This window comes from Algoriphagus oliviformis, from assembly GCF_017254915.1.
In the GTDB taxonomy this organism is placed as follows: Bacteria; Bacteroidota; Bacteroidia; order Cytophagales; family Cyclobacteriaceae; genus Algoriphagus; species Algoriphagus oliviformis.
Genome location: NZ_JAFKCT010000001.1, coordinates 131,307 through 151,181 on the forward strand (window position 1 = coordinate 131,307; position 19,875 = coordinate 151,181).

At 52.5% G+C, this 19,875-nt stretch carries 19 protein-coding genes; 9 read left to right on the plus strand and 10 right to left on the minus strand.

Annotated features, from left to right (window positions below):
• The first annotated feature begins 26 nt into the window (after positions 1-26).
• The 3 genes from J0A68_RS00605 (at position 27) to J0A68_RS00615 (ending at position 2,802) form a co-directional block, all read left to right on the plus strand.
• Entirely contained in the window at positions 27-1,388 is a 1,362-nt protein-coding gene (locus J0A68_RS00605) for a neutral/alkaline non-lysosomal ceramidase N-terminal domain-containing protein (RefSeq protein ID WP_206576239.1), read from the plus strand.
• A gap of 90 nt (positions 1,389-1,478) precedes the next feature.
• Positions 1,479-1,889, plus strand: a complete 411-nt coding sequence (locus J0A68_RS00610; RefSeq protein WP_236021313.1) for a DUF983 domain-containing protein — start codon at positions 1,479-1,481, stop codon at positions 1,887-1,889.
• A gap of 34 nt (positions 1,890-1,923) precedes the next feature.
• Positions 1,924-2,802 (plus strand): helix-turn-helix domain-containing protein, encoded by an 879-nt coding sequence (locus tag J0A68_RS00615; RefSeq protein ID WP_206576240.1) that lies wholly within the window; start codon positions 1,924-1,926, stop codon positions 2,800-2,802.
• A gap of 3 nt (positions 2,803-2,805) precedes the next feature.
• Here J0A68_RS00615 and J0A68_RS00620 read toward each other — a convergent pair whose 3' ends face one another.
• Positions 2,806-3,399, minus strand: coding sequence for a class I SAM-dependent methyltransferase (locus J0A68_RS00620; RefSeq protein ID WP_206576241.1), 594 nt, complete (start codon positions 3,397-3,399; stop codon positions 2,806-2,808).
• Between the two features lie 133 nt (positions 3,400-3,532).
• Between J0A68_RS00620 and J0A68_RS00625 the strand changes: the two genes are divergently transcribed.
• Entirely contained in the window at positions 3,533-4,891 is a 1,359-nt protein-coding gene (locus tag J0A68_RS00625) for an acyl-CoA dehydrogenase family protein (RefSeq protein ID WP_206576242.1), read from the plus strand.
• 277 nt (positions 4,892-5,168) lie between these two features.
• On the opposite strand, the gene J0A68_RS00630 is transcribed toward J0A68_RS00625, so the two are convergent.
• Positions 5,169-5,999, minus strand: coding sequence for a UbiA prenyltransferase family protein (locus tag J0A68_RS00630; RefSeq protein ID WP_206576243.1), 831 nt, complete (start codon positions 5,997-5,999; stop codon positions 5,169-5,171).
• A 141-nt stretch (positions 6,000-6,140) separates the two neighbouring features.
• Here J0A68_RS00630 and J0A68_RS00635 point away from each other — a divergent pair, with 141 nt between their 5' ends.
• Together J0A68_RS00635 and J0A68_RS23250 are read left to right on the plus strand one after the other, a co-directional pair.
• Entirely contained in the window at positions 6,141-6,776 is a 636-nt protein-coding gene (locus tag J0A68_RS00635; RefSeq protein ID WP_206576244.1) for a GDSL-type esterase/lipase family protein, read from the plus strand.
• Positions 6,777-6,912: 136 nt separating this feature from the next.
• The gene (locus tag J0A68_RS23250; protein WP_498371312.1) at positions 6,913-7,074 is read left to right on the plus strand and encodes a hypothetical protein; all 162 of its coding nucleotides are present in this window, start codon (positions 6,913-6,915) and stop codon (positions 7,072-7,074) included.
• 83 nt (positions 7,075-7,157) lie between these two features.
• Here the strand turns inward: J0A68_RS23250 and atpG are convergent, their stop codons facing one another.
• The 8 genes from atpG to J0A68_RS00675 all read right to left on the minus strand — a co-directional run bounded on the left by atpG (position 7,158) and on the right by J0A68_RS00675 (position 12,853).
• The gene (atpG, locus tag J0A68_RS00640; protein WP_206576245.1) at positions 7,158-8,027 is read right to left on the minus strand and encodes an ATP synthase F1 subunit gamma; all 870 of its coding nucleotides are present in this window, start codon (positions 8,025-8,027) and stop codon (positions 7,158-7,160) included.
• Positions 8,028-8,082: 55 nt separating this feature from the next.
• Complete coding sequence (atpA, locus tag J0A68_RS00645; protein WP_206576246.1) at positions 8,083-9,660, minus strand: F0F1 ATP synthase subunit alpha; 1,578 nt, start codon at positions 9,658-9,660, stop codon at positions 8,083-8,085.
• 23 nt (positions 9,661-9,683) lie between these two features.
• Positions 9,684-10,247: an ATP synthase F1 subunit delta gene (gene atpH, locus J0A68_RS00650; RefSeq protein WP_206576247.1), complete on the minus strand. Its 564-nt coding sequence runs from the start codon at positions 10,245-10,247 to the stop codon at positions 9,684-9,686.
• Positions 10,248-10,253: 6 nt separating this feature from the next.
• Positions 10,254-10,748, minus strand: a complete 495-nt coding sequence (locus J0A68_RS00655) for a F0F1 ATP synthase subunit B (RefSeq protein WP_206576248.1) — start codon at positions 10,746-10,748, stop codon at positions 10,254-10,256.
• 73 nt (positions 10,749-10,821) lie between these two features.
• Positions 10,822-11,082 carry an ATP synthase F0 subunit C gene (atpE, locus tag J0A68_RS00660; protein WP_026953072.1) on the minus strand — a complete coding sequence of 87 codons (261 nt, stop codon included), beginning with the start codon at positions 11,080-11,082 and terminating at the stop codon, positions 10,822-10,824.
• A gap of 37 nt (positions 11,083-11,119) precedes the next feature.
• Entirely contained in the window at positions 11,120-12,163 is a 1,044-nt protein-coding gene (gene atpB / locus J0A68_RS00665) for a F0F1 ATP synthase subunit A (protein WP_206576249.1), read from the minus strand.
• A 19-nt stretch (positions 12,164-12,182) separates the two neighbouring features.
• The gene (locus tag J0A68_RS00670; protein ID WP_206576250.1) at positions 12,183-12,566 is read right to left on the minus strand and encodes a hypothetical protein; all 384 of its coding nucleotides are present in this window, start codon (positions 12,564-12,566) and stop codon (positions 12,183-12,185) included.
• Between the two features lie 50 nt (positions 12,567-12,616).
• Positions 12,617-12,853: an AtpZ/AtpI family protein gene (locus J0A68_RS00675; protein WP_206576251.1), complete on the minus strand. Its 237-nt coding sequence runs from the start codon at positions 12,851-12,853 to the stop codon at positions 12,617-12,619.
• A gap of 212 nt (positions 12,854-13,065) precedes the next feature.
• Between J0A68_RS00675 and porW the strand changes: the two genes are divergently transcribed.
• The 3 genes from porW to uvrC all read left to right on the plus strand — a co-directional run bounded on the left by porW (position 13,066) and on the right by uvrC (position 19,868).
• The gene (porW, locus tag J0A68_RS00680; protein WP_206576252.1) at positions 13,066-15,687 is read left to right on the plus strand and encodes a type IX secretion system periplasmic lipoprotein PorW/SprE; all 2,622 of its coding nucleotides are present in this window, start codon (positions 13,066-13,068) and stop codon (positions 15,685-15,687) included.
• Positions 15,688-15,693: 6 nt separating this feature from the next.
• Positions 15,694-17,997 (plus strand): penicillin-binding protein 1A, encoded by a 2,304-nt coding sequence (locus tag J0A68_RS00685; RefSeq protein WP_206576253.1) that lies wholly within the window; start codon positions 15,694-15,696, stop codon positions 17,995-17,997.
• 65 nt (positions 17,998-18,062) lie between these two features.
• Entirely contained in the window at positions 18,063-19,868 is a 1,806-nt protein-coding gene (gene uvrC / locus J0A68_RS00690; RefSeq protein WP_206576254.1) for an excinuclease ABC subunit UvrC, read from the plus strand.
• The last annotated feature ends 7 nt before the right edge of the window (positions 19,869-19,875 follow it).

Genomic DNA, 19,875 nt, shown 5'->3' on the forward strand with positions numbered 1-19,875 from the left:
GATTCGATTAAAAACCTTCTTTTTCCATGCAAAAAGATTCCCAAGCATTTGTCACCAAAAGCTTCAAAAAAGCCCTCCAGATCTTCTTGGGGGCTTTTCTGTTTCTTTTCCTGCTTGTGGCTCTCCTGATCACCCGGGTAGATCGTAGTCCCTTGGAGGGGCAGAACTTCTACCGGAAGACTTTTGACCGGCTGGAAAAAACCCCGTGGCAAGGCTCAGAAGGCGAGGCTTGGCTGGCAGGCTGGGCAAAGGCCAACGTCACGCCTCCGCAAGCGGTGGACTTGGTCGGCTATGCGCCAAGAGGCCCCTACGAGTTTGTGCTGGACAGCAGCTATGTGAAGGCTCTCTCGCTCAGCAACGGAAAAACACACATCGCTTGGCTCAACTTTGAGCTGCTTATCGTCCATCCCGAGCTGGCCAAGGCGGTGGAAAAAGGCATCATCGAAGCAAAAATACCTGTGGACCAGTTGATTTTCACCGCCACGCACACCCACTCCGGCATGGGAGGCTATATGCCGGGTCCTTTGGGGGAAATCGCCTTCGGTGGCTACGACCAAAAGGTAGTGGACCTGCTGGTGGAAAAGTCCGTAGCAGCACTCCAGACCGCCATCCAAACCCAAGACACGGTAGTTCTTTCCTTCCAAAAGTCCGAAGCCGCCGACCTGGTCGCCAATCGTTTTGTGGAAGACGGCCCCACTGACCCCTTTGTTCGACAGCTGCTTTTCACCAAGAAAAATGGAAGAAAAGCAATCTTTCTGACCTATTCTGCCCATGCGACCTGCCTCAATTCCAAATTCATGGGGCTTTCGGGCGACTATCCCAAGTACCTCAGCGAAGCCTTGGAAGCAGAACAGTACGATTTTGCGATCTTCGCAGCTGGCACCGTGGGGAGCCATCGCCCACTAGCTCCCGGCAACAGTCCTGAACAAGTCCAAGAGTACGCGCTGATGCTGGATTCTGCCTTGGCAGAAAAAACAACTACCGACACGCTCGCAAATCCCCGAATCGCCTATTCGAGGTTAGACTTGGGGCTGCGATCCCCGCACCTCCGGATCTCCGACAACCTGAGGATTCGACCTTGGCTGTTCGATTACCTGCTGGGCGAGACCAACCCCCACTTGGACATCACCCAAATCGGCAATTTGCTGATGATCGCCTCTAGTGGAGAGCTTTCGGGCGTATTCTACGAAGAATGGGAGCGGGTGGCGGAGCAAAACAAGCTCCAGCTGATCGTGACGACCTTCAACGGCGGCTACATCGGCTACATCACGCCCGATGAGCTGTATGACGAACGCTTTCACGAAGTGCGGGAGATGAATTGGTACGGCCCCGGAAACGGCAGCTATTTTGACAAGCTGATCAAGCGGACCATAGAAAAAGCCAACTAAAAAGACTCGGGACGATTTATCCTATCGAAGGTCATTAATATCCTATCCTCCTGCCTGCTCGTGCCTTAATTTTGCCAAAAATTGGATCTCATGGAAAGCAGCCCTTCTGTCTTCACCACCATCTTGACCTGCAAGTGCCCCAAATGTCGAAAGGGCGCAATGTTTCCCAAAGGAAACTTTGCCCACCCGACCAAGTTTCACCAGATGAACAAAAGCTGTGAGGTATGTGGACAGAGCTTCGAGCCGGAGCCTGGCTTCTACTTCGGGGCGATGTTTGTGAGCTATGGTTTAAATACCGCCCTCTTTATCACCGCTTGGGTTGCCCTCTCGGTCATCATGCCGGACTACTCCCTTTCTACACTGCTGATTCTGCTGGGGCTGACGGTCTTGCTGTCTTTGCCACTGATCTTCCGACTGAGCCGATCCATCTGGATTGCGATCTTTGTCCCTTACCGGGCAGAGTTTGCGAAAAGCCAAGCTAAGCCTTCTGATTCACGCTAGTTGCAAGTCTTGCCCGAAATGGCCACTTTCGGGCATGCCCAAGGAACCCTTACCCATCTACCAAATTCCGGATTTTGAAACGAAGCGCCTGGATGCTTCCACGTTTTACTACTCCAGGCTGGGCAGGCACCTGCACACCCATCGATTCATTCAGAGGCCTCACAAGCACGATTTTTACATCCTTTTGCTCTTCACGGCCGGATCGGGCACACACTCCATCGACGTCCACAGCTACCCGGTAGAGGCTGGGGCCACGTTTTTCCTGGCTCCTGGGGAAGTCCACTCTTGGCAGCTTTCCGAGGACTCGGAGGGGCATATCCTTTTCTTCAGCTCAGCGTTTTACAGCTTTGGATTTCCTTCGAAAAAGCTCCTTCAGTTCCCCTTTTTCAGCTCTTCTGAGCGATCACACCTACTTGTCTTGGATCCCGAGGACCAAGCTAAAATCGAAAGGCTCTTTGAGGCCCTCGAACTGGAATCAGAAAGCACCTCCTGGGCAAAAAAGGAAATGATCCGGAGCCAGCTGGAGGTTCTCCTGATTGCACTTGGCCGAGCCTATCAAGCCATCCATGGGCTCGGCATGGACAGCCACCCAGTCCAAGACCGGTCGAAATTGCTGGAAGCGGCCATTGAAAGCCACTTTCGGTCCAAGCACCAGCCGTCCTTCTACGCCGACCTCCTGAGCCTGAGCCTAAAGCAACTCAACCGCCTGAGCAAGGCCTCCTCCGGAAAGACCCTCTCCCAGCTCATCCTCGACCGGGTGATCTTGGAAGCCCAGCGCCTGTTGAGCTACTCCGATGGGACGGTGGCCGAGATCGCCGGTCAACTCGGATTTGACGACCCCTCCTATTTTAGCAGGTTTTTTCGAAAAAAGACCGGCAACACGCCCGAGCAGTTCCGCAAAGCGGCACGCTAAGCCCTAGCGCTTTCGATATACCTGAGTGCGAATCCAGCCTCGCCTCCAGGTCACTTCCTGTTCTTTCTCCCAAAGCTCCGGATTGAAAAAAGAACCATAAGCGGGCAGGTCCTTTCTGCGATGCCGCGCAAGAAGACGAAAGCTTGCCAGCATGCATTGCTGGAGGAGTTTTTGGGAAAATGTAGCCGGGGCAAAAAAGTCGGAAAGCACGACTCTCCCGCCCGGCTGAAGCGCTGCGGCGATCTGAGGAACGAGCGTCTCAATCTCACGATCCGGCAGGGTATCCAGCACGAACGGCAAAAACACAAGCTCAAATTCGCCCCGTCCAGGCCAAGGGCCACAGTGTAGGCAGATCCGGCTTTTGGAGAGGTTTTTCGAGGCCCGCGCGCACATGCTGCTGGAGGTGTCCCAGTACTCCCCTGAAAATCTCACATCCCAATCCCTGTAGGCCACACCGTCTCCCCCTCCGATGATCAGGGAATGCCTATCTTGGGCTAAGTCGGCAAAAAATGAATTGGCCGCGATCAGGTCTTTCCCAAAAACCAATCGGGAAATGGGCTGGTAGAGCGGAGCGAGAAAACCATAGTCGTCTGACATCAGTTAAAATTGTCTATAACAACAACCCAAAACCACTTTTCATGAAATCGAGCATTTCGCCGAGTCCCTGCAAAGGAGCAATTTTCAGCAATGCGAGATTTCATGTGGCCCAAAAAAATCAAAAAATAAACCCATGAAAGATCTTCTCAAAAAAATCTCCGGCATACGCCAGCTCCTCAGCAGCGTGGACCTCGACCAGATCTCCAAACTTTCCCAAAAAGTCGACCTCCCCAAGATGGTCGGCTTGGTGTCCAACATGAGCGAGGAAGACCTCAGCAAAATGATGGGCATGCTCAAGGGAGGCGGCAAGCCCAAGGAGATTCCGCCTGTCAACGGCGACTTTTACGAATTGGGAAAGATGCTACCCCACCACGAGCGGGAGATCCAGCTCCGAGTCCGTGAGTTTATGGAGAAGGAGATCAAGCCCATCGCCAACGACTACTGGAACCGGGCGGAGTTCCCCATGCACATCATCCCAAAAATGGCCGAACTGGACATCGCAGGTCTGACGTATCAAGGCTATGGCTGCCCGGGTTATTCGGCTTTGCTGGAGGGATTCATCGCGATGGAGATGGCTCGGGTGGACACCTCGATATCGACCTTCTTCGGTGTGCAGAGTGGTTTGGCGATGGGTTCGGTCTACCTCTGCGGCTCTGAGCAGCAAAAGCAGGAATGGCTGCCCTCCATGCAAAAACTGGAAAAAATCGGTGCCTTTGGGCTCACAGAGCCGGAGGTCGGCTCTGGAGCGGCAGGCGGCTTGACCACCACCTGCAAGCGGCAGGGCGACACCTGGACGATCAATGGACAAAAGAAGTGGATCGGCAATGCGACCTTCTCGGACATGACGGTGATCTGGGCGAGAGACCTGGAGGACAACCAAGTCAAAGGCTTCATCGTCCGAAAGGACAACCCCGGCTTCCACGCCGAAAAGCTAAAGGACAAAATGGCGCTGCGAACGGTCCAAAATGCCTTGATCACCCTGACCAACTGCGAAGTGCCGGAATCGGACCGGCTGCAAAACGCCAATTCCTTCAAGGACACTGCGAAAGTACTTCGGATGACGCGGGCGGGCGTGGCCTGGCAGGCGGTCGGCTGTGCGAGAGGTGCCTACGAATTGGCGCTGGCCTATACCAACGAGCGGAAGCAGTTTGGAAGGCCTATCGCCTCCTTCCAGCTCGTTCAGGACCTCCTGGTCACGATGCTAGGCGACCTCACGGCCATGCAGACCATGGTGTTCCGCCTTTCCCAAATGCAGGACAACGACGAGCTGCTAGACGAGCACGCTTCCCTGGCCAAGGTGTTTTGCACCCTCCGTATGCGCTCGATCGTGGATCACGCGCGGGAGCTTTTCGGGGGAAACGGGATCTTGCTCCAGCATGACATCGCCCGCTTCGTAGCGGATGCGGAGGCGGTCTATTCCTACGAAGGCACCAAGGAAATCAACTCCCTGATAGTGGGACGGGCCATCACCGGCCACAGCGCATTTGTATGATTGAAATTGGACTATCATGGCTATCAGCAATCTTGCCAGTAAGCGAATTTGCTTCTTCAATCGGGCCTGTCTGCTCAGGCAGGTCGGAAGACCGATGACCGAAGACCGAAGTAGGGCAAAGCCCCAATTCTTGCGTTCCTTCGTATTGTCACGGCTGCCTACTGGCATAAAAGCGGATAATCATTTGGACTATTTACTGTTTCTTTTGACCACAGCGAAAAGGGAGAAAATAAAGAGGACTTTGTGAGCTGTCCACGATCTCACCGAGGCGAATAACTCACAGCAAAAATAGCAACAACGGGAGCGCAAAGCTCGCTTCCATTTGCCTTCTCTTTTGCTCCGGAGACAAGCCTGCCCGAAAGAAAACCAAGTAGTGGATCAGGGACATGAGCAGCAAAAGGCAGGCAAAAGGGCGGTAGAAAGAAGGCAGTAGAACAAATACAGCCAGGGACACCAGGATCAGGACAAGCGCCAGTCTCCTGATCCAAACCAGCAGCAGGGGAGAGGGCAAGGTCGCTGCGGCAGAGAAGAATCCCGCACTTCTGTCCTCATCCCTATCCAGATAGGAGAGCATCAGCAGGTTGAGAAACGCCAATCCCATGAACAATGGCAAAAAGAGTGATGCCTGCCACACCAGGTCCGCTCCATCGGCACGGAGCGTGGGCAGCCAAGCGATCCCAAGCACATAAAACACGGCAATGGAGAGTTCCTTCATCCAGCCTGGGCCCACTTTGGCGACCAAGGCCTTGCTCCCCAATATCAAAATGCCCAGTACGAGGGTGAGCTGTAGCTCCCTCCCCCACCCAAACCAAAAAAATGCCCCAACGAGCCCACTGACCACCGTCAGGCTAAGCAGAAAAGCGAGCGCTTTCCAGTTTTTTCGGTGAAAAGCCCGTCGGGGAGAAAGGGGCAAATCCTTTTCCTGCACGTCCAGCAGATGGTCAAGCGTATAGATACTCCACACCGCCATTGCCAGCAGCACATAAGCCGGCCACTGAAGCTCCGCATGGAGCAGCCGTTCAAAAAACAGCATTCCCGCCATCGCTCCGACTGCCACATCCACGGCCAACCAAGAAATGTATCGCGCAAAAACCTTCAACAGCTTCATCGGATAAAAATACAGGTACGCCATCGACAGTACACAGTCCGAGTCAGGATTATGGGCAAGTTTTTCTATTTTGGGAAAAATAAACCCTCTTTTCCGAGCGCCGAAGTCACCCGACCAAGGAGCTCCGACAAATCTTCTTTTATGAAAAAAACCGCACTTCTTTTCGCAGCCCTGCTCATCGCACTCGGCACTTTTGCCCAAAGCCCCATCAAAGTCGCCTTTGTGGGCAACAGCATCACCCAAGGCCCCGGCCGTGACAATCCCAACAGCTATCCCCTCCAGGTGGGCGCTTTGCTCGGGGACGCTTACCAGGTCAAGAACTTTGGCGTCAGCGGACGTACCTTGCTGAGAAAAGGCGACTATCCCTACTGGAACGAGCCGCAGTTTCAGGAGGCCAAAGACTTCCATCCAGACGTGCTGCTGATCAAGCTGGGCACCAACGACTCCAAGCCGCAGAACTGGGCCCATAAGGAGGACTTTGTCAAGGATTACCTGGACATGATCGCCGAGTTTCGCGAAAACATGCCCAAAGACGGCAAAGTCTATGTCATCTTCCCCGTGCCTGTCACCAGGGTAAACTTTGGGATCACTCCTGAGGTGATGAACAACGAGCAGCGTCTGATGCTCTTCGAGATCGTCCAAAAGTCCGGCGCAGAGGTCATCGATCTATACACCCCGCTGATGGACAAGCCCGAGCTGCTGCCCGACGGCGTCCATCCCAATACCGAGGGACTCACGATCATGGCTGAGGTGATCGCCAGACGGATCAGGCTCTGATCTGAAAAGATTTCAAGGTTCATCCCGCCCAAAAGGCGGGATTCTTATTTTCTGCCTACTTAGCCAGTCTTTGAAACTGCCCTCAAAACCACCCAATTCACCTTTTGTAATTTACTTTTGGTAAAATGGAGTCCTCTTGGGATGTTCAACCAACCTAGGCAGCGCCGCGACGGTATTTAAATCCTTGGACTGCTTGACAGAAAAAGAGCTGATCTACAAGGAACAGGATGGCTCGGGCACGAGCTACTACGAGGTCTATGATGTCTTCTTTGAGCGATGGATACAGCGGACGTATTGATCCGCATCTGAGCGAAAAGACTGAGGCACAAAAAAACCACAACCCTTGCGAGCTGTGGTCCTACTTTGGGATCTATTGTATGGTTACTTTCCTCCGAGGGCTTCCGCACCTGCGACGATCTCGAGGATCTCGTTGGTGATGGCGGCCTGACGGGTTCTGTTATACATCAGTTTCAATTCTTTCAGGAGGTCTCCGGCGTTTTCGGTAGCCTTGTCCATCGCCGTCATACGCGCGCCATGCTCGGAAGCGTTGCTTTCCAAGATGGCTTTGTAAAACTGCACGCGAAGCGCTTTTGGCACCAGCTCCTCAATGATAAAGTCTCTGGACGGCTCCAAGATGTAGTCGGTCTCCACTGGAGCCTCTTCGCTCTCGACAGGTGCCATAGGCAAAAACTGCTCCGTACGGATGATCTGAGTGGCCACGTTTTTGAATTCGTTGAACACCAACACCACCTGGTCAAACTCGCCTGCCGCGAAGGCATCCATGGCGTAGTTTGCAGCCACTCGGATGTTTTCGATAGACAGGTCGTGAAACAGGTTGGCAAACTGGTCTACCTGTGCGAATTTGCTCTTTTTGTAAAACTCAAAAGACTTCTTACCGATAGGCATCACGGTCACCTCTGCTCCGGCAAACTGCGTGCGGATCGCCAGGTTGGTGGCCTTCATCACGTTGGTATTGAAAGCTCCGCAAAGCCCCTTGTCGGAGGTGATCGGTACCAAAAGCACCTTTTTCACCTCGCGCTTCTCTGCATACACCAGATCCGTGCTGGCCTCGGATGATGCGGAGACATTGTTCAGAATAGCGGTCAGCTTCTGAGAGAAAGGACGCATCTGGATGATCTTGTCCTGAGCTCTTCTCAGCTTGGCGGCGGACACCATTTTCATGGCCTTGGTGATCTGCTGCGTAGAGATTACCGAGTTGATCCTTTGCTTTACTTCCTTAAGGTTAGCCATCAGTGATTTGTACTTATAGAAATCCGGTGAGGCTCGCCTCACCGGGGATTTTCAATTATTTCGCGTATTTAGGTGCCAGTTCGCCGGCCGCGGTAGCCAGGATTTTTCCAGCTCCGTCGATGTCGCCTTTGAGGATCAGCTGCAGCGCCTCAGGATAGGTAGAGTCCAGCAGGCTGTAGAATTCCTTTTCAAACGCCCTCGCTTTCTCCACAGGCACGCTGTCCATCAAGCCTCTGGTAGAAGCGTAGATGATCGCTACTTGGTGGGCTACGGATACCGGAGCGTATTGAGGCTGCTTCAGAATCTCCTGGTTACGGCGACCTCTCTCGATGGTACGCTTGGTAGAAGCATCCAGGTCGGAACCGAACTTCGCGAAGGCTTCCAGTTCACGGAACTGCGCTTGGTCCAGCTTCAGGGTACCGGCTACTTTCTTCATGGACTTGATCTGCGCGTTACCACCTACTCGCGATACGGAGATACCCACGTTGATCGCAGGACGGATACCGGAGTTGAAGAGGTTGGTCTCCAAGAAGATCTGGCCGTCGGTGATGGAGATCACGTTGGTAGGAATATAGGCAGACACGTCACCTGCTTGAGTCTCGATGATCGGAAGTGCGGTCAATGAACCACCACCTTTCACCAAAGGCTTGATAGACTCAGGAAGGTCGTTCATTTCCTGGGCGATCTTGTCAGACTTGTTGATCTTAGCCGCTCTCTCCAGCAATCTGGAGTGCAGGTAGAACACGTCACCTGGATAGGCTTCACGTCCCGGAGGTCTTCTCAAGAGAAGGGAAACCTCACGGTAAGCTACCGCCTGCTTGGAAAGGTCATCGTAAACCACCAGGGCAGGACGTCCGGTGTCGCGGAAAAATTCCCCGATAGCAGCACCCGCAAAAGGAGCAAAGAACTGCATAGGAGCTGGATCGGAAGCAGGAGCTGCCACGATCACGGTGTATGGAAGTGCGCCGCCTTTTTCCAAAGCTGCAACGATACCCGCTACAGTGGAAGCCTTCTGACCGATGGCTACATAGATACAGAATACAGGCTCGCCCTTGTCGTAAAATTCTTTTTGATTGATGATGGTATCGATCACGACGGCAGTCTTGCCAGTCTGACGGTCACCGATCACCAGTTCCCGCTGACCACGTCCGATCGGAATCATCGCATCGATAGACTTGATACCGGTCTGAAGGGGCTCATTTACGGGCTGACGGTAGATTACACCGGGAGCTTTACGCTCGAGCGGCATCTCATACAGGTCGCCAGAGATGGGGCCTTTGCCGTCGATAGGGTTACCCAGGGTATCCACTACCCTTCCAAGCATACCTTCGCCCACCTTGATGGATGCGATTTTCTTGGTACGCTTTACGGTATCGCCTTCTTTGATTTCTTTGGAATCGCCAAACAATACGGCACCTACGTTGTCCTCTTCGAGGTTCAGTACCATCGCCTTCATTCCGTTGTCGAATTCCAGCAATTCACCTGCCTGAGCTTTGGAAAGTCCGTAGATTCGAGCTACACCATCCCCTACCTGGAGGACTGTACCTACTTCTTCAAGTTCGGCTGCTGTTCTGACACCCGCGAGCTGTTCTCTCAGGATTGCCGAAACTTCATCAGGTCTTACTTCTGCCATGTTATCGTCTATTATAGCTTTTATTAGATTTTACTTTCGTAGTGGTTTTGGGAAAACTGAACCCGCAATTCCTTCAGCTTGCTGCTCAGCGACTCGTCCAGCTGTCGGTCATTGACTCTCAGGACAAATCCCCCGATCAATTCCGGATTGACCTTTTCGGTCAGCTTCACGTCCTTCATTCCGGAGATCTCACGGACCAGCTTGGAAAACTCCGCGCGGAGCGTTTCGTCAAGCGGGAAGGTAGTGGTCACCTCGGCTGTCTGGATGGAATTGTGGATCTGGTACAGCGTCTGGAATTCCCTTGCGATGTCTGCCAGCACTTTTTCTCTCCCTTTTCTGCAGATGATCTCAAAAAAAGACAGGGTAGCCTCGGTTGCGCCACGCTTTGCGTAGAGGGCCTTCAAGATCGCCAGCTTTTTCTCAGAGCTCACGATGGGATTCTTCATCACCAGCTCAAGATCCCTGTTTGACCGGGCCATCTCGGCCAGGTAAAGAAAATCCTGATACACCGCTTCCAACTCTCCCCTTTCGATGGCTAGTTCCATCAGGGATTTGGCATAGGCGTATGCTACTCTTTGGTTTGACATGAGGGCTTAGTTAAGCTTGATATCTTTTACAAACTCGTCCACGAGGGCCTTCTGGGCCTTTTCGTCAGACAGGCTTTTTCTGAGCAATCTCTCCGTTACTTCGAGAGTCAGGTGGGCCACCTGGTTTTTCACCTCGGTAAGAGCTGCCTTTTTCTCAGTCTCGATCACCGCCTTGGCGTTTTCGATCTGCTGGGCAGCAACTTTGGAAGCCTCGTTTTTGGCATCCTCGATCATCTTCACGGACGCATCTTGGGCTTTCTTGAGGATAGTATCTCTTTCCAGACGGGCATCGGCGAGGAGCTTCTCGTTTTCGGCTTTCAGGTTCGCCATTTCGCTACGGGCTTGCTCAGCGGCCTTGAGGGCATCGTTGATGCTGCCTTCTCTTTCTTCCAATGCGGCAAGCATCGGCTTCCAGGCAAACTTGATCAGGATAAAAAGCAGGGCCAAAAAGGCGATCAGCTGCCAGAATATCAGTCCAGAACTAGGTAAAATCAGATCCATGGTGTGTATTTGTAATTTCGTGTTTGTTCAATAAGAAGGGATTGGCCTAGCGCCAATCCCCGTTCTTTTGTTCTTAGAAAGCGATACCGCCTGCGTTCAATGCAATCAGTAGACATACTACTACTGCAAACAGGGAAACCACCTCGATCAAAGCTGCAATGATCAGCATAGCAGTCTGAACCTTACCAGCAGCCTCAGGCTGACGGGCAATAGATTCCATTGCCTGGCCACCGATACGGCCGATGCCAAGTCCTGCGCCAATCGCAACAATACCTGCACCGATACCAGCACCCATAAGAGCCAATCCAGCAGACAACAAGATAGAAGTTAACATAACGTTAGATTTATAAATTGAACAAAGAAATTTCTAATTAATGGTGATCGTCATGCGCGTGCTCCGCCACAGCCCCGCCGATGTACATCGCCGTAAACAGGGTGAAGACATAGGCCTGAATCGTGGCCACGAGCAATTCGATCATATTGATAAAGGTCACCATCAGCGTGCTCACCACGCCGATCGCGTAGGATTCAAAGATGAATACCAAGGCAATGAACGCCAAGATCACGATGTGACCCGCGGTGATCGCCACAAAAAGACGGACCATCAAGGCAAACGGCTTGGTGAAAAGTCCGATGAATTCCACCACTACAATGATCGGCAGCAGCGGCGCGGGAACTCCCGGAGTGGCAAACACGTGCTTCCAGTAGTCCTTATTGCCGTTGACATTCACCAAGATAAAAGTCAGCATGGCCAGGGTGAAAGTCACCGCGATGTTGCCGGTAAGGTTAGCCGCCCCCGGCATCAGCCCGATTAGGTTACCTATCCAAATGAAGAAAAACAGCGTGAGGAGATAAGGCACAAACTTCTTGTATTTTGGCCCGATGGCCTTCTCGGCGATCTCGTCCCGGACGAAGAGCACGATCGGCTCTACGATGGAAGCCGCCCCTTTTGGCGCCACCGCTCCGTTTTTCTTGTAGTGGCCTGCCGCAGACAGTGCCAAAAAGAGCACCACCGCGATCACGATGAACATCATCGCGACGTTTTTGGTGATGGAAAAATCATAGATCGCCCCACCGTCCACTCGGCCTAGATGCTCGTGGGAATCGATGTAGATGCCGTTGTGGGCATTTTCTTCACCGAAAAGATGGGTCTCGTGGTTTTGGAAGTCAGAAGACATAAAAAACTCCAAACCTCTGTCAGACGCGTAAGTGATCACCGGCAAAGCAAGGGTCACGTGCGTGTGTCCGATGTTGAAAAAATGCCATTCATGCGAATCCTTTACGTGGTGCATGATGAATCCAGTTGGGTCTTCACCACCTTCTTCTGACTGAGAATCCGATGCAAAAACAGCGGAAGAAAAGCTCAGCAAAAGAGCTGAAAGTAAAAGACTTAGGGCCAGAAATTTGCGCGTCATCAACTCTTATTTTTGAGGGCTACTTCGAAATCGGCCGCAAGTTAGCTATAAAGGTGTAGATATCAAAAATGAGGTAGAACAAAAAAAGAACAAAGAAATTCGAGATAAACAGAATAATATTCTTTTCGCCCGTCAAGACCACCCAGGCAATGAATCCCAAGGAGCCCAAAATACGCACCACCATGCCCAAAAGCTTGATTTGGAGCAGATTTTCAGAAGATTGTTTGTAGAGCCAATTGGAGATCGCGCCGACCAGATAGGAGAGTATGGCAACGAACAGAAATATCGTCCAGACCGATTCGGCGACCACTTGGGGAAGGATGCGCTGCAGCAAGAGGATAACTCCGGCCAGCAGCAGCGTGAAGATCAAAAAGCGGAGATGGAAATTTTTCGGCAGTTTCATGGCACTCGTTTTCTGGGAATGCAAAACTACCCCAAAAAAGCCAATTCCACCTACTTATCCCGCTGCATGGACTTCAGCAGTTGGTAAAAAGCAAGGGCAATCGAGGCAAAACAGCCCACCAAAATCCATAGGGGAAACTTCATCGCGCTCTTTTGCTGTACCCACCAGCCCAGCCATGTCCCGCCGCCGATGATGCCGAAAAGCTGAAAAGAAAGCCCCATGTACTTTGCCCAAGTGGGAGGCCCACCGTTCTGCGGCTTCTTATCTGGTGATTTTTCAGGTTCCATCGATTTTGGGTTTTATCAAATAAAAGATCCGGCCATGCAAATGCCAAAAAAAGTGCCAGACCGTGCCCAAGCCCATTTTACCGGCTGCTGCCCGCCTACCTCACTTCCCTCCCGCCCGGACAATATCCCCAGCCCGTGCATCAGGAATCCCGATCCGTTCGTTTAGTTAGGCAAAAAGCCTATTTTGGTATCCAAATTGGGCGTAGTCAACAATGAAAAGATTTTCCGGACTGGCAGTGGTCGTTTTGATTGTGGTCGGGGCATGCTCCTCGGAGCGCAACACCTTTACCAACCGGACCTTCCACAACCTCACCTCCCATTTCAACGCGTACTACCTGTCCGACACCAAAATCAAGGAGGTAGAAAACCAAGTGAGGGCCAACTACAAGGAGGACTACACGCAGGTATTGCCGGTATTCATCCCCATAGACTCGGCTACGATCAAGCAAAACAAGGAAAAGCTAGACTCTGCTCGGGAGCTTTCGTCCAAAGCCATAGACTGGCACCGCATCTCCAAATGGGTCGATGACAGCTACTACCTCCTCGGCAAGATCGACTACCTCCAAGGCCAGCAGGACGATGCCCTGAATGCCTTCAAATATGTAAACAGCACGAGCAAGGACAAGGAGCTCCGCCATCGGGCACTCATCACCCTGCTCCGGCTCTATGTGGACCGTAGGGAGTACGAGAACGCCAATTTCACCATTGACTACCTTTCCAAAGAGACCGAGATCAGCGACGAAAACCGATTTGCGCTTTTCAAAACCCTCGCCTACTACTACGAGACCCGCGCCGACCAAAACGGGGTGATCGGTGCCTTGGATCGCGCGGTGGGATATGCCCCTGACAAAAAGGAAGAGTCCCGGATCCATTTCATCCTCGCCCAGCGCTACCAAAAAGAGGGGCTTGACGCCTTGGCCTACGACTACTATCGAAAGTCTCTCGATGGAAATCCTCCATACGAAAGGAGCTTTTTTGCCACGCTCTATGCCCAGCAAGTCGCCGAGCTAAACGCCTCCAAGGATCTCAAAAAGGTAAGAAACTACTACGACGAGCTGTACAAAGACCCCAAAAACAAGGATCTCAAGGATGTGGTGGTGTACGAGCGGGCGCTTTTCGAAGAAAAACAGGGAGACATACCCCTGACGCTTGACCTGCTCCACAGCGCGGCCAAAGAGCCGGGGAGTAACCCTCGCCTCAAAGGCTACATCTACCAAAAACTGGCGGAGATCAACCTCGGCGAGTTCAAGGATTTCCGTGCGACTAAATATTACCTTGACAGCGCACTGACTTTCATCAAGGAAGACGACCCTGCCGCACTCGAAATACTGGAGCAGAAGGCCACCCTCGACCAATACGTATTCCATGTCGAGCGCATTCAGCTCAACGACAGCCTCAGCATCATCGCATCCCTCAGTCCGGAGGAGCAGACTGCCATTGCCCAAGACTATATTGAAAAGGAGGAGGAGAGGCTGGTGGCTGAGGCGCGGGCGAAAGAGACGCCCAAAAACTCGAACATTTTCAACAACCTCCTAGCCTTCAGCGGCAAGGATGCCGGCTCCAGTTTCTATTTTGACAACGGCGTCGCGCTGCAGCAGGGAGCCATAGAGTTTAACCGCGTCTGGGGCAATAGGCCCCTGCAGGACAATTGGCGGCGACGGGCGGCGACCTTCCAGACTTCGACCCAACCCCAGATCCCAACGCCCGAGCTCGACTCGGCATCCTCGGGAGAAAACCCCATTCTGGCAAACCTCCCTTCTCTGGAAAGCCTTTTGGGCAAAATCCCCAACACCCCCGAACAGATCGAACAGCTCAACAGCGAGCTGGAGAAGTCCTATTTTGAGCTGGGAAAGCTGCTCTACTTTGATCTCAAGGAAATAGAGCCCAGCATAGCCAATCTGGAGACGCTCATCCAGAAATACCCCAACACCATCAGAAAGCCTGAAGCCTACTACCTTCTCTACCTGGGCCAGAAGGATTCCGGGGGAAACTTCCAGCAGTACGCCGGTCGTCTCAACAGGGAATTTCCCGAGTCCCAGTACACCTATTCGGTCAACAATCCGGATGCCGCTTCCGGCAATCTGGCCGCCTTGGAATCCTCCAAGGGCTATGAGCAAGCCTACAACGCCTACTATGCCGGTGACTACCAAAGGGCGAGGGACTTGGTCAAAGCGACTTTGGAAGACTATCCGCTGACCAGAAATACCGAAAAGCTCCTCCTTCTGGACATCATGGTCACCGGAAAGCTGGAAAGCCGCGACCGCTTCAAAACCCGCCTCGAAACGTATATTAACAATACCAAAGACCCCGCGCTGGTCAGTTTGGCAAGAAATATGCTCAGACCGATGCTGAGCAGTGAGGAGCTCGCGGCACTGGAACCGAAGGAAAAAATCGAGGTCGATTCTACCCAGCTCGCGGCAGATGCTGCGGCGGAAAATGCCGGAAAAGAAATCCCCGCAGACTCGCCTTATAAGCTAAACGAGTCCCAAACGCATATCTTTGTCATTGCATTGTCCCGCTCCGAGGCAGAAGCCGCGACGGGCCTTTTGGGTGACTTGGAAAACTTCCATGCAGCCAACTATCCGAACGCACGGCTACGCACCGGGAATATGAACATGAGCTCCGAAAATGCGATTTACATCATCAGCCCCTTCGCCAATGCGGAAAAGGCCAATGAATACTACCAAAAATTTGCCGCAGACTTCGAATCCGAGGGACTGCCTGAAAACATCAAATCGAATGCTTTCTTTATTTCAATAGAAAACTTTCAGACGCTAAACAAATCCAAGAATCTGGAAGAATACCGAACCTTCTTCCGTACCGTTTATCAGTAACAACCTATGTCCAAACCCGCCAAAGCCACAATTCCCAATTGGGCCGGTAAAACCATAAAATACCTCTGGATCGCTTTCGTCGGAGGCGTGGTCTTTTTCATCCTGTTTGTCTGGATGGTCAGCATCAACTTCCTGGGGCTTTTCGGCTCCCTCCCGGACTTCAAAGCCCTGGAAAATCCGGAAAGTGAACTGGCCTCCGAGCTTTACTCGGCGGATGGATTTCTCCTGGGCACCTACGCCAGGGAAAACCGAAGTCCGGTCAATTACGAAGACCTCGCGCCAAACCTCGTCCAGGCGCTGATAGCCACCGAAGACGTGAGATTTGAGGACCACTCCGGCATCGACATGATCGCGATGATGCGGGTTTTCGTCAAGTCCATCCTCCTCGGACAGGATGCGGGCGGTGGCTCCACGCTCAGCCAGCAGACTGCAAAAAACCTCTTCAAAACCCGTACTGACGCATCCCAGGGCATTCTCAGCTCCATCCCCGGCCTGCGCATGCTGATCATCAAAACCAAAGAGTGGATCGTGGCCACCCAGCTGGAAAAGGCCTACACCAAAAACGAGATCCTGACCCTCTACCTCAACACCTCCGAGTTTGGCTCCAATGCCTTCGGGATCAAAACTGCCGCAGGCACCTTTTTCAACAAGCTGCCCTCCGAGCTGAGCGTCCAGGAATCGGCCGTTCTAGTGGGCCTTTTCAAGGCTCCTACCTACTACAGCCCCGTCTTCAATCCGGAAAACTCCCTGAGAAGAAGAAATACCGTGCTTTCCCAAATGGAGAAAAACGGAATCCTCACCGAGTCGGAGTACGACTCCATCTCCCAGCTGCCAATCGAGCTGGACTATCGGGTGAGAAACCAAAACCACGGCTTGGCGACCTATTTCCGAGAAATCGTAAAGGCCGACCTGATCAAGTGGACCAAAGAAAACCTGAAATCCGACGGATCGGCTTATGACCTGTTTGGCGACGGGCTGAAAATCTACGTTACCATCGATAGCCGCATGCAGCGCTATGCCGAAGAGGCTGTACGAGAGCATATGACGGACTTGCAAAAGGCATTTTACAAGGAAATGGGCAACCGAGCCCCTTGGATCGACGAAAACCACCAGGTAATCCCGAATTTCATAGAGACTGCCGTAAAAAGAACCGAGGCCTACCGACTTCTCAAAGTTCGCTACGGTGATGACACCGACTCCATCGAGCTCAAGCTCAACGAGAAAAAGAAAATGCGGATCTTCTCTTGGGAAGGGGAAATCGACACGCTGATGAGCACCATGGACTCGATGAAGTATTACAAAAAGTTTCTTCAGACCGGCTTCATGAGCATGGATCCCCACACAGGCCACATCAAGGCCTGGGTAGGCGGTATCGACCACAAATACTTCAAGTTTGACCATGTGAAGCAGGGCAAGCGCCAGCCGGGATCGACCTTCAAGCCCTTCGTGTACGCGGCTGCGATCGAAAACGGCTACAGCCCCTGCTATTCCGTGATCGATCAGCCAGTAGAGGTCTATATCCCTGGCCAGCCAGCCTGGAGCCCTTCCAATGCGGACGGCAAGTTCTCCTATGAAAAAATGACCATACGAAAGGCTATGGCCCAGTCTGTCAACTCGGTGACGGCCTACATGATGAAAAAGCTCAGTCCAAAGATCGTCATCGAAACGGCCAGAAGACTGGGAGTCACCAGCGATCTGGAAGAGGTACCTTCACTGGCTCTGGGCGTAAACGATGTCTCCGTCTATGAGATGGCCGGAGCCTTTGGCACCTTTGTCAACAAGGGCGAGCATACCACCCCTTACTATATCGACCGCATTGAGGACAAAAACGGCAACGTCATCCAACAATTTACCCCACGTAAGAAAGCGGCCATGAGCGAGGAGCACGCCTACCTCATGCTCTACATGCTACGCGGGGGATTTGAGGAAGAGGACGGCACCAGCCAGGGCGTGCCTTGGACACTACGGCAGGGCAACGAACTGGGAGGTAAAACCGGGACAACCCAAAACGCATCGGATGGCTGGTACATGGGGGTGAGCAAAGACCTCGTCTCCGCCACTTGGGTAGGCGGCGACGACCGGGCTATCCACTTCAGAAACTGGGCGGCTGGCCAAGGCGGGCGTACGGCTAGACCTATTTGGGTCAAGTACATGACCAAAATCTACGCGGACAATAGTCTTGGCTACACGAAGGGACCATTCCCTCGACCGGAGCGTCCTCTCTCCATCGAGATCGACTGCGACGCCTACGAGCAGGACAGCCAGCGATTTGCTGACTTTGACTACGATGCCAAAAAGAACGATTTCTAACAGTCAATCAATCATCAAGAGAAAAAACAGCCTGAGTCACGGGCTGTTTTTTTTAATTTTAAGCCATGGAGTCCTCATCCTTTTCTCCCGAAAACCACCTGCTTCTCCCCGACCACCCCGGGGTATACAAATACTTCAATGAGGAAAATGAGCTGATCTATGTCGGCAAAGCCAAAAGCCTCAAAAAACGTGTCAGCAGCTACTTCAACAAGAATGCGGGGGTGAACCTCAAGACTCGCCGCATGGTGAAGGAAATACGGCGGATAGAGATCACTCTGGTCAACAGCGAGCTGGATGCCCTCCTCCTGGAAAACAACCTGATCAAGAAGATCCAGCCCCGCTACAACATCCTCCTGAGGGACGACAAGACCTACCCCTACCTTCTGATCACGAAGGAAAACTTCCCGCGAATATTTCAAACCAGGAAGCTTATTCCCAAGCGGGGAACCTATTTCGGCCCTTTCGCCAGCGTAAAGGCGATGAACAATGTCCTGGATCTGATCCGGGAGCTCTTCACCATCCGCACTTGCAAGCTCGATCTTTCCCCCTACAAGATCGACGAAGGCAAATACAAAGTCTGCCTGGAATACCACATCGGCAACTGCCAAGGGCCGTGCGTAGGCCATCAGCGCGAGCCTGCCTACCTCAAGGACCTGGAGCAGGCCAAGCACATCCTCAAGGGGAATCTGGGCATCGCAAAGACCTACTTCAAGCAAGAGATGCAGGCCTACGCCGAAAATCTGGAATTTGAAAAGGCCCAAAAGATGAAGGAGAAGCTGGACCTTCTCGAAAAATACCAATCCAAGTCCCTCATCACCAGCCCGAGTATCCAAAATCTGGACGTCTGCACCCTGGTCTCAGACGAGAAGTACGCCTATGTGAACTACATGCGGGTGAAGAATGGAGCAATGATCACTTCAAAAAACGTGGAGCTGAAAAAGCGGCTGGATGAAAGCGACGAAGAACTGCTGCTGACCGCATTGGTCCGTCTTCAAGACCAGTTCCAGAGCGACGCAGATGAAGTCCTGATCAACATCGAATTGGAAAACCCCATCGAGGGACTTAACCTGACCATCCCAAAAATCGGCGATAAGAAGAAGCTTATTGAGCTTTCCCTGAAAAACGCCTTCTATTACAAAAAGGAAAAAGCACTCCTCCAAGGCCTCAACCAAGACAAAAAAGAAAGGGTGATCCGCCAGCTTCAGCAAGACCTCAGTCTCCCGGAGATACCCGATCACATCGAATGCTTTGACAACTCCAACATCCAAGGTACGAGCCCCGTGGCCAGTATGGTCTGCTTTCTGGGCGGAAAACCGGCCGTCAAGGAATACCGCCATTTCCATATCAAGACGGTAGAGGGTCCCAATGACTTTGCGAGCATGAAAGAGATCGTCATGCGCCGGTACAAGCGCCTGATGGAGGAGGAAAAACCGTTTCCCAAGCTGGTCGTGATCGACGGCGGCAAGGGACAGCTCTCCTCGGCAGTCGAGGCCTTGCAGGAGCTAGGCGTGTACGGCAAGATGCCCATTATCGGGATCGCGAAAAGGCTCGAGGAAATCTATTTTCCCGGAGACTCCTATCCGATACATATCGACAAAAAATCCGAAAGCCTCAAGCTATTACAGCGTATCCGGGATGAAGCCCACCGCTTCGCCATTACCTTTCACCGAAAAGTGCGCAGCAAAAACGCTTTTGGAACTCAGCTCACGGGCATACCGGGTATCGGCGAAAACACCGCGGACAAATTGCTCAAGCATTTCAAATCAGTCAAAAAAATCAAAGCCGCTTCTGAGGCCGAACTCAGCGAGGTCATCGGCTCCAGCCGGGCAAAGGCACTGCTAGACTGGATGCAAAAAGAAAAAGGGGCCTAAGCCCCTT

Coding starts and splice junctions, on each gene's coding strand:
- J0A68_RS00605 (WP_206576239.1), top strand. CDS start 27: ATGCAAAAAGATTCCCAAGCATTTGTCACCAAAAGCTTCAAAAAAGCC.
- J0A68_RS00610 (WP_236021313.1), top strand. CDS start 1,479: ATGGAAAGCAGCCCTTCTGTCTTCACCACCATCTTGACCTGCAAGTGC.
- J0A68_RS00615 (WP_206576240.1), top strand. CDS start 1,924: ATGCCCAAGGAACCCTTACCCATCTACCAAATTCCGGATTTTGAAACG.
- J0A68_RS00620 (WP_206576241.1), bottom strand. CDS start 3,399: ATGTCAGACGACTATGGTTTTCTCGCTCCGCTCTACCAGCCCATTTCC.
- J0A68_RS00625 (WP_206576242.1), top strand. CDS start 3,533: ATGAAAGATCTTCTCAAAAAAATCTCCGGCATACGCCAGCTCCTCAGC.
- J0A68_RS00630 (WP_206576243.1), bottom strand. CDS start 5,999: ATGAAGCTGTTGAAGGTTTTTGCGCGATACATTTCTTGGTTGGCCGTG.
- J0A68_RS00635 (WP_206576244.1), top strand. CDS start 6,141: ATGAAAAAAACCGCACTTCTTTTCGCAGCCCTGCTCATCGCACTCGGC.
- atpG (WP_206576245.1), bottom strand. CDS start 8,027: ATGGCTAACCTTAAGGAAGTAAAGCAAAGGATCAACTCGGTAATCTCT.
- atpA (WP_206576246.1), bottom strand. CDS start 9,660: ATGGCAGAAGTAAGACCTGATGAAGTTTCGGCAATCCTGAGAGAACAG.
- atpH (WP_206576247.1), bottom strand. CDS start 10,247: ATGTCAAACCAAAGAGTAGCATACGCCTATGCCAAATCCCTGATGGAA.
- J0A68_RS00655 (WP_206576248.1), bottom strand. CDS start 10,748: ATGGATCTGATTTTACCTAGTTCTGGACTGATATTCTGGCAGCTGATC.
- atpE (WP_026953072.1), bottom strand. CDS start 11,082: ATGTTAACTTCTATCTTGTTGTCTGCTGGATTGGCTCTTATGGGTGCT.
- atpB (WP_206576249.1), bottom strand. CDS start 12,163: ATGACGCGCAAATTTCTGGCCCTAAGTCTTTTACTTTCAGCTCTTTTG.
- J0A68_RS00670 (WP_206576250.1), bottom strand. CDS start 12,566: ATGAAACTGCCGAAAAATTTCCATCTCCGCTTTTTGATCTTCACGCTG.
- J0A68_RS00675 (WP_206576251.1), bottom strand. CDS start 12,853: ATGGAACCTGAAAAATCACCAGATAAGAAGCCGCAGAACGGTGGGCCT.
- porW (WP_206576252.1), top strand. CDS start 13,066: ATGAAAAGATTTTCCGGACTGGCAGTGGTCGTTTTGATTGTGGTCGGG.
- J0A68_RS00685 (WP_206576253.1), top strand. CDS start 15,694: ATGTCCAAACCCGCCAAAGCCACAATTCCCAATTGGGCCGGTAAAACC.
- uvrC (WP_206576254.1), top strand. CDS start 18,063: ATGGAGTCCTCATCCTTTTCTCCCGAAAACCACCTGCTTCTCCCCGAC.